The following is a 9,601-nucleotide window of genomic DNA, read 5'->3' on the forward strand; positions in this document are numbered from 1 at the left end:
AAAAAATAAGCTGTTCAACTTTGTAAGGAAGAGGGCCAAACAATTGCTCAAACCGCAAGAAATCTAGGGATTTCATATAAAACATTACACCGTTGGTGTAATGAATATACACAAAGTAAGGGAGCCGGTTTTGTAGGATCTGGAAACATCAAACCAGAGAATCAAGATCTCCTTGCTTTCAAGCGGCGTAATCGTGAGCTCGAGGAAGAATTGGCTATTTAAAAAAAGGCGCTTGGCATTTTCAGCAAGGACCAGAAGTAATCTACACATTTATTATGGATCACCGAGATGAATTTCGTGTAGTGAAGATGTGTCAAGTCTTCAGTGTATCACGTAGTGGTTATTATGCATGGTTAAAGCGCCCCCACTAGCTCACAGAAAAATCGTAAAGAGCAGCTAATCAAACAAATCCGAAATGAATATTTACAATCTAATCAAATTTATGGAAGCCCTAAAATTACAAAGGAATTGTAAAAACAAGGTGTCCATATTTCACAAAAAACAGTAGCACATTGGTTCTGTTGCAAAGTTTGATATATAAATCCTTTTTAGAAATTCATAATGCTTAAATTGAATTTCGTTTTTTTGCCTACAAAGAATCACAAAAATTAGTATACAAGGAAAAATATAAATAATTATTGTGTCATTTATACATAAAAGTCTACCTTTACGAACGAAAAAGAGCAGACTATTGAAATAGCCTGCTCTACCACCTTTAGTATATTGTGTTACAATTTCTCATGATTAAGTGGTAATTCGAAAATCATAGTTATTCCTCCATCGTTTTATTTATTAGTTTATTTTCGGTTGAAATATTTACAGCCACTTATTTCATTTTTTGATTTCACAATATTTCTACATGTTATAGGGGCGTATCTTGTTTATTTAATTTAGGAGAATATAGGAAAATACCCGATAAAACAATAAACGTAATGCAAATAAATGGTAAGGAATCAAAGGAAGACTGTACAACTAGATATCCTATTTTATCATTTACAGTTATTGTACTCATACGTGCCAAATAAATCGAATGATTTATTAAATAGAGCGCATTAAATATAGAAATACCAAAAATGAAAAAGAATGATTTATATAATGAATATCCGATAAGCCCTATACCTGCTAATACAATAGGGAAAACATTCAATATGTTTTCAGAAAATGGAATAAACCGCTCGGATCCTATAGGTATTCGCCAGACCAGCCAACTATAAAGAGCATATATAAATCCAATTATATTTCCAATTTTTCCGAATGTTATAGCGTACCCAGTCCACTTCAACTTTCATCACCATCTTTTTTAGTATTAATGTGCACATTTTTTGGTGTTGTATACCATCTAATGCACCTTTGAAAAGGAAAGATATTATTAGAAATCTTAATTTAACATAAAGGGCACAAAATGATTAGCTTCAAAATGTCCTTGTATAAGGACAAGATTAAAAGAAACATTGATATTATCCCCTCAAGGTAGACCATATAAAAAGACCAGGATAGGTTCTGTTGCAAAGTTGGAGAAAACATAATCCTGTTTACAAAATATTATTGTAGTTTAAGCAGTTCTAAATAATTGCTGTAATTCTTTGGATTCTGGTGCAAAGTTGAAAAGTGGTACAAAATAATGGATGTACGCTACACCATTTTGTATTTTTCACACGGTTTATGCTTCTTGTTTATATTTTAATTCTATAATTTCAGATTAATGGAAAAAATTCCAATTAATTCTTATATTAATTATTAATATATCTTAATAATTTTTTCATGTAAAACGAACGAATCGCTAAGGAAAAGATGATTTCAACGACAACGAAAATACTAAGAAGAGCTGAAGCTTCAGTGAATAATGATAATTTAGTTAGATCTTGTAACAGTTTAGTTGCAAAAACGGTATGAATAGATGCCACAATGTATGGAACGAAATACAAAATACTAAGTTGAATTGTTGCAGAGCGTTTCACTTCAGCATCTGTTGCACCAATTTTTGAAATCGCAACGTACTTTCTTTGTTCATTCGTTAAATCGGTATATATTCTGAAGTAAAGTACGCTACCAGCTCCAATAAAGAAAATAGCTCCTAAGAATGCCCCAATTAGAAAAAATGAATTATTATTTGATGTCATGCTCACTAATGAGTTTGCCGCTTCATATGGATATATGAGGGGGCCTTCGTACTGGATTTTTTTTCGATCTTGTTGTACTTGTTGTATAAACGCATTAGCAATTTTATGCGTTTTTTTCCAATTTTGTACGTTGTAATTGTAAGCCGTTATATGTCTTGTTATATTCGGTGAGTTTTTTTCGAAATTATCAGATAGGACTAGTGTTTTATATGAAAATTCAGACGGCAGTGCATTTGCATGTTTGTGAGTTTTTACTTGCAATTTCTGATTTGTATTAGAAAGTGTAATGTATTTTCGATCATCGATTGGTTCAACAAAATATGCTTCGTTATCCTTTATAAAAATTTGTTTCAAATGTAAGGATGTAGCAAGTTTGTTATAGTCACTCTGTTTCATTACGTATACGTCATTATCATTAGCTTCGCCTTTGTCTTCCTTCAACCGTGTTTCATATAAATCAACTTTTATTCTCTTATATAAGAAACCTTCCTTTTGTAATTGTTGTTCGAGCCATGTTAAATGCTCCTTAGTAAATGGATTGGCATCATATGAAAAATATGAAAATGCAAAGGGGGAAGATCCAATAATATCATTTTTTCTAAGCTTATCGATACTAACTAAACATATAATCATTGTAAAAGAGATTGTAGATAACATTGTTACAATAAAAAACATATTAATATTCGGTCGAATACGGCTTGCTAAATCGGAAATCCAAAGCATATTAATTCGTTTCATATAGAACTTTCTTCTCTTTTTTAAAATATAAATAAGCAAGAAGCTAGTTTGACGGAAGAAAAAATATGTTCCAATTGTAACAAGTGTTGGAATAACAAAAATAATTAAAAAAGAATATCTATTATCAACTAGAGAGGAGAAGTAGTTGTAATACCCAGCTAATGCATAACCACACATTAAACATATAACTCCTAATAATGAAATAATGATAGATATCTTACATTCTTTTTGTGTAAAAGGGATTGTTTTTAAAAGATGTTCTGATTTTTTTGTCCGAATAAGCATTGGTGTGAATGCAGAGACAACAATAAAAAGACCCAAAAATACGATCGTTGTTAAAATAAATGCATTTGTTGGCCAATATAAATATATTCCTGGAGCATGCGTAATTTTAGCTGTTACTAATAAGAAAAATTGTGAAAAGACAAGTCCAAACTGCATACCAAAAAAGAGAGAGAAAAAACCAATTAACATATTTTCCATAAAGACGAGCTGATATAGTTGTTTTTTTGCTATGCCCAAAATAGTTAAAACAGCAAATTGTTTTTTACGAACAGTTAAAAATGCCTTTATTGAATATAATAGAAAGAAGAAAGAGAACACTACAATAACGACTTCTGAAAAATTCATTATAGCCACCATTATATGTATCGTGTGCAAATCTTCGAGTTTCGGATGAAATATATAAACAGCGAACGAAAAGAACGTCGCAATTGAAAATGAACTGCTTATGAAATAAGCGAAATAAGCACTTGAATTTCGCGTTATATTTTTAAAAGCAAACTGTCTAAAATTCATGATTTATACCTCCAAGATATATTCGGTTCTGTTAAAAAGCTAATAGAATACTATGTTTTGCACTTAGATAAATAAGTGCAAATGGTACTTTATTTTCCAACAGATGATCTCCTCCTACTATCACCCTTTGAATTGTTTTTTATTTTCTGTATATTACTATTAACTGATTTTAAAGACAGGGTAAATACCCACAGCTAAAGCAGTGGGCTTTGAAGGTTACAAGTTTTAATTGTCGTTCCACATCCCCCTAAAGGAGTGGGGTTTCGGGGTTCTTCGATCGCTTACGCTCTCTCGAAAACGGCGTAATAATACAATATTTATCTAACAACATAAGGCGTAATTTAATCATATTTTCTAGTTAACATCAATGAAAAAATCATCTATTTTTTCTTTTTAGCGTAGATTATAAAATAGTATCGCTTTTATCATATCAAGTAGTCAAGAATCCATAAGTCTTATTTTGTCCGTTGTTAAAGGATATTTTAATGATTTAGTTGCAAATTTCGACGTATGTAAGTCCTTTTTAGAAATTCATCATGCTTAAATTAGATTTCGTTTTTTACCTACAAAGAACTACAAAAATTAGTATACAAGGAAACATGTACATAATTATTTTGTTATTTTAATTAATCCAAATATTCTTATAATGGAAAATAGAAATATATCTTTATATGGAAAAAGGATACACTTACACTTACTATATTCACACTTTGGGGAATTGTTACTCCATTTTTAACCACTTTGATGTCATAAGTGGCTCTAATTCATATTCCAAACAACCAACATTAAATTGAAGTACCCCCACTTATCATTTGGTTTTGCCCTTCACATGATTGAAGTGGGGGTACTCTTTCGGTAAAATCTGATAGAATTCTAAACCGGGATCTTTCTACTACTTTTATCTTCCAATCCCCCACAATTCCTTTTAATGATCTATTTGTTTTATATAACAAATTTTATTCATTCCGCATACAAAATCATTTTGAACCCTTCTTCTTTTCCTTACAGTGGAAAATGAGCGGTCATATTTCCCCTACAAAGAACCAAAAAAATTAATATACCTGACAAATTATAAATCAAATTGCCCTATTCATGAACCCGGCGCATGATAATTGTAGGATGAACGGAAACACCACGTTCTTTTAAGATTTCAAATATATCACGACTGATTTAGAAAGTTTTTTTTCGAGAAGTAATTAAAAACATAATCGATAACGCGATAAAGATAAAATAAACAAGTGGTGATACAGTAAGCACGTAATTAAAAATATGCCCAGCCAGTTCATCGTCGGAAAAAATGGTGCTATTGCTTGCTAAATAGATGCTATCACCTATTAAAAATATTGCATTTAGCATAGAAATGCTGCCTATAATACATAACCATTTAAAATTTTGTTTGAATAATGCATATGTGCTAATTCCTATAGCTGTTAATATGAAAGGAAGGGTATTATATATTTCTTCGGAATATGAAATACTTCGATCAGATCCCGCAAAAATTAAACCAAACCATCTAAAAAATGTATATAGAAGTCCAATACAATGCCCCAATATACCAAATGATATGGCATAAGAAACGAATTTCATATTTTATCGCCTGCCTATATATCTGATTGGTTATTTAAGAAAAATCCTAAATCAATCTGATTGTCTGTTTTAATAAAAATGTAGAAAAGATCCATTATTACTATAACAGGAAGGTGGTAAACAACTACCTGAAAAAAGCCCATAGATAAAGCCAAAAAAATTGGGTATAAAGACCCAATTTTTTAAGAAAATACAATAAATTTCTACATTCATGTGCTTAGTATGTAACAAAATTGGTTTTACATACCAATAAAATTGTAAATAAACGTGTACCTTTTAATACGCATCAAGGGATTCTCGCGTTTTTAGGAATATGAAAGTAAAAAATATTCGCAAAGATATACCTTTATAGATACATGGTAAACTTCATTTTGTTAACCATCTCTATTTTTGTTCGTTTGTTTTGTAGGAGTTGATAGGAAAAATTTTTTCAATAACTAAAAAAGTATATGATACTAAAAATGGAATATATTACAAATAAGTTTGTTTCATATAAGATATCTTTCCCTAGTTATCTTATTATAAGTACTGTACCATCCTTACACTCACACCTGTAAAAAAAGAGCCGAGCTGATTCGTCTCTTTTTTTGTTGCAGTTGTTTTTATTGGTATAAAAAACCAAACAATGGTGCATGTTAAAAATGGAAAAGAACACTTGTACAATTCTTTTACCAATTGTGAAGTCCTTCCAAACTAAATAGCATGAGTCATACAAGCCTTCGACTCCACTCAGTCATTTTATTCTTGAAGGATGAAGGAATCATGATATCAATTTATAATCAAAAGTACCTCCGACACTTGTATTTGAATTCAACCAAGGATATACATATTTTTCAATTTCATATATACACTGTTATACGCTTACTACATGTGCAAAACAAAAAAGAAAGTAGGTATTCACTTTGAAAAAAACAGGTATGATTCGACGATTGGACGACTTAGGAAGATGTGTACTACCTAAAGAACTGCGAAGAACGTTAGATTTAATGCCGAATACTAGTGTAGAGATGTTTGTACAAGATGGCAATATACATATACGGAAACAAGAAAGAATTTGTTTTGTAACAGGAAACATATCTGAAAATCATATGGAATTTTATGATGGGCGTTTGATTTTAAGTCACGAAGGTGCTAAAGATTTGATTAAAACACTGCAAAGGTTGATACCGAAATAAGGTTCTGTTGCAAGTATATCTAGTAGGGATAATTTATCTTCTTCATATTCTTTATACAAATGTGGTTCTTCAATTTTCAGTGACACAATTGGTGTATATAAGGATTCATGCAAGATTGCATTTAAAAAAGAAATTAATAATTCTTCTTGTGCACCAAATAATTGCTTACATGCAAAATCGACTCGTAAATTCACTAAAGGTTGCTTCATGGATAGAGTCACCTTTCTTATCGGTATTCTATAGTATCGAAAAATTGAGAGAAGAAGCAACCTTTGATGATTGGTTTTATTTTTGTTAATGAATAAAGTACGTGAAATTATATAATACTTCAATACACCACTAAATAGACTTCTAACAAGTTCTTTTTCTACTGCTTTTATCTTTCAAGTCTACTCAATTCCTTTTAACCGTTTATTTATTTTGTATAACAGGTTTTATCTTCCCTGCATACAAAACCATTCGGAGTCCCTCTTCTTTCTCATAAAAAGGAAAATAAGAGACCATTTTTTCATATCTTTCTCAAAATCCACTTTTTATATCTTCATCCTCAATTTTCTGCAGATTCATAGTCATACAGGCAACCTTGCGCTGTATCTCTCTTCTCTTTATACTAAAGTATATTGTAACTACTCAGCTTAGTTAGGAAAAAGGGCATACCAAATACATGTTTTCCATTCGAAAACATGAAAAAGAAAATATTTCAATAAGAGAAAGAATCTAGATCAAATAGAGAATTTCTCTTATGAAGTCATGCGATTCCAAGGAATCGTTCCGGTTTCTATAACCTGGCCTACCGCTTATACGACAGATTGTTTTTGTTTTTTCATGGTACTCATAAAGCTTCGTATCTGACAAAAAGATTCTGCGCCTTTTTTACTTCGGAAAGTTCCAGACATTTTCTGTTTTACTTTCGTCATTCGGATATCCCGTTCCGCTTGATTGTTATCAAATGGAATGTCTGGATGTTCTAAGAATGCTACAATTCTGTCAGCATATTTGACGAAGCGATTCCATAAATTTTGAGCAGGCGTCTGCTTTCTTTTCTTTTTTAATTCTGCAGAAAAGACTGGTTGTTCTTTCAATATGGATTGATAAATGATAAATAGATTCTGTTGCTCCGCTTTTGGCAGACTTCCTTTGTATTGCTTTTTCAGCGTGAAAGCCTGCGTTAGAAATTTCTGCATCTGTTGTGCCCATTTTTGTCCGGTACTATCTATAATTCCTTGCAAATCTCGCAAGAGATGGGCATTACATAATACATGACGACAATCTGTATACGCATCATACGATTTCCAACCATCATGCATTGCAATTCCAGAAAAAGACGGTAAAATTTCTCCCGCATTCATTGCTTCCTTTCCGCGTTTTTGATGAATATGTTGCAATGTCACCTCCGTTGTACTGGCAGTATGTAACCATTGTGTTTTATTTTCTACTCGCATACCGGTTTCATCAAAATGGACAACAGGAGACTGCAGAATCTTGTCTTTTACTTCTTGGAGAAAGGGCTGTAATTGAGCCGAAAAACTGTTTGTATGATTTATCAAAGTTCCTTCACTAATCGAATGTCCAAAACAATCTTGAAAGAATTCTTTTGTGCGTTTCAAAGAAAGACACTGATAATGTGTTAAATAAGGAACCAGTCTTTTTATATTTGGACCATATTGGACAGGACGAGAGACGGTAGAAGGAAACAGGGCTCCTTGGATGGCATGGCAATGTGGGCATTCTTTCTGTTCTACTTTATGTTCTGTTACTTCTATTTGAATAGGGGGTAAGTCATACACTTGGCGAATGCGGTATCCTTTTACAGGCTCATGGTCCAAAGAAGTATGACAACAAGTACAATATGTAGGAGAATACGTAATTGTATGGCCTGGAGTCGCTGTCAAACCAAGAGTACGTCCTTTGTGGCCCAACTGGCCACCAGTTTGACGATGAGACGATTTGCGTAAACTTTTTGTAACAGGCTTACGCAAACCATCTGTAGAAGGTGGTTTATGACTATTTGTAGAGTTTTTTTTGAAGCATTTTCTAGTTCGAGTATCCGTTTTTCTAACTTAGAAAATGTTTCTTCAAATAAAGAAATAACAGCTTCAGATCCTTTTTTATATGCATCTAAAATGATTTTTCGATCCACCATCATATTCACCCCCCTGTTTGATATACTCAGTATTTACAAATAGGAGGCATATGAAACTAGTAAAATTAAAAAAAGACACCAAAAGGTGGCTGAGTAGTTACGTTTTTTCTTGAAAACTGTATTCCAAATTGACTCTTTACGCAAATTAACTCGTTTTTTGCATCAATATCCTTCATTTCGTGTATCTTGTGGTCTTTCTTTTGTTCCTCATATATCTACTTTTTCACGTGTAGGTACTTGGTTTCGCAACGAAGGAATTCCGTTGATTCATAAACAAACTCTTCAAGAAATGAATTTAGGACTGATTCCGTGTGTTTTAATTGATAGTACAGCCTTACGGAGTAGTTTATACGATTCCCAAGCAAAATGGGGAAAATCTACTCGTTATGGTTGGTATAAGGGCTATAAAGCCCTTGTCTGTGCTACACCAGAAGGTGTTGTATTGTTGCCCTATACATTTACAACAGCGAACGTACATGATAGCAAAATGGCTCCTGTATTACTTCAAGGTATACAAGATCGAAATGTCCTGCTTTCCGTGGCAGATGCGGCTTATGATAGTCAGCACATTTATGAAATTGCACGAACACGTGACATCTTTGCCATAAATCCAATCAACCCTCGGAATGGTGAAAAAATGAGACAATACACATCGTCGTGTATTGTCTCATTTTATACAAACCATCTTTGGAAAACAGTTGATGAAAGAGCGTCGGAAAATTGAACAACAGTTTAGTACATTAAAAGATAAAGGGCTGGAACAGCCTTGTTGGTAGGGCCAAAATCGCTATCTATTACATGTTCAGCTAGTTTTTCTGATTCATAACATTGCATGTTTATTTTAGCTTTGCAACACCCTCAAAGTGAAAGGAAAATGGTGTTATTTATATCGTGCAATTCATTGTACAAGCAAGCATTTGAACAATCTTATCGAACAAGATCATAGACATATCAAACGACGTTTTTCCAAGTCCGCAGGATTTCAAAATATTCGCCATGCTTCACGTACCTTGAAAGGAATCGAAACGGTCCATGCTCTA

The 9,601-nt window shown here is 32.5% G+C and carries 3 protein-coding genes and 6 pseudogenes; 4 read left to right on the forward strand and 5 right to left on the reverse strand.

Annotated features, from left to right (window positions below):
• Positions 1-21: 21 nt before the first annotated feature.
• A pseudogene (locus CDB3_RS33155) lies at positions 22-222 on the forward strand (transposase); the annotation flags it as partial.
• A gap of 1,508 nt (positions 223-1,730) precedes the next feature.
• Here the strand turns inward: CDB3_RS33155 and CDB3_RS21580 are convergent.
• The 3 genes and pseudogenes from CDB3_RS21580 to CDB3_RS31795 form a co-directional block, all read right to left on the reverse strand.
• On the reverse strand, positions 1,731-3,656 hold the full coding sequence (locus tag CDB3_RS21580) for an FtsX-like permease family protein (RefSeq protein WP_128855900.1): 1,926 nt from the start codon (positions 3,654-3,656) through the stop codon (positions 1,731-1,733).
• Positions 3,657-4,745: 1,089 nt separating this feature from the next.
• A pseudogene (locus tag CDB3_RS33160) lies at positions 4,746-4,820 on the reverse strand (IS6 family transposase); the annotation flags it as partial.
• Between the two features lie 6 nt (positions 4,821-4,826).
• A complete protein-coding gene (locus CDB3_RS31795; RefSeq protein WP_179139733.1) occupies positions 4,827-5,243 on the reverse strand; it encodes a hypothetical protein in 417 nt (138 codons plus the stop codon).
• A gap of 902 nt (positions 5,244-6,145) precedes the next feature.
• On the opposite strand from CDB3_RS31795, the gene CDB3_RS21585 reads away from it, so the two are divergent.
• Positions 6,146-6,418 carry an AbrB/MazE/SpoVT family DNA-binding domain-containing protein gene (locus CDB3_RS21585; RefSeq protein ID WP_179139737.1) on the forward strand — a complete coding sequence of 91 codons (273 nt, stop codon included), beginning with the start codon at positions 6,146-6,148 and terminating at the stop codon, positions 6,416-6,418.
• A gap of 5 nt (positions 6,419-6,423) precedes the next feature.
• On the opposite strand, the pseudogene CDB3_RS21590 reads toward CDB3_RS21585, so the two are convergent.
• Both CDB3_RS21590 and tnpC read right to left on the reverse strand, forming a co-directional pair.
• Positions 6,424-6,627, reverse strand: a pseudogene (locus CDB3_RS21590) (PD-(D/E)XK nuclease family transposase); the annotation flags it as partial.
• 588 nt (positions 6,628-7,215) lie between these two features.
• Positions 7,216-8,561, reverse strand: a pseudogene (gene tnpC, locus CDB3_RS21595) (IS66 family transposase).
• A 103-nt stretch (positions 8,562-8,664) separates the two neighbouring features.
• Here tnpC and CDB3_RS21605 point away from each other — a divergent pair.
• Both CDB3_RS21605 and CDB3_RS21610 read left to right on the forward strand, forming a co-directional pair.
• A pseudogene (locus CDB3_RS21605) lies at positions 8,665-9,406 on the forward strand (transposase); the annotation flags it as partial.
• 54 nt (positions 9,407-9,460) lie between these two features.
• Positions 9,461-9,601: pseudogene (locus CDB3_RS21610) on the forward strand (DDE-type integrase/transposase/recombinase); the annotation flags it as partial.

Origin of the sequence: Bacillus sp. CDB3 (genome assembly GCF_002081505.1) — a bacterium.
Classification (GTDB): Bacteria; Bacillota; Bacilli; order Bacillales; family Bacillaceae_G; genus Bacillus_A; species Bacillus_A cereus_AT.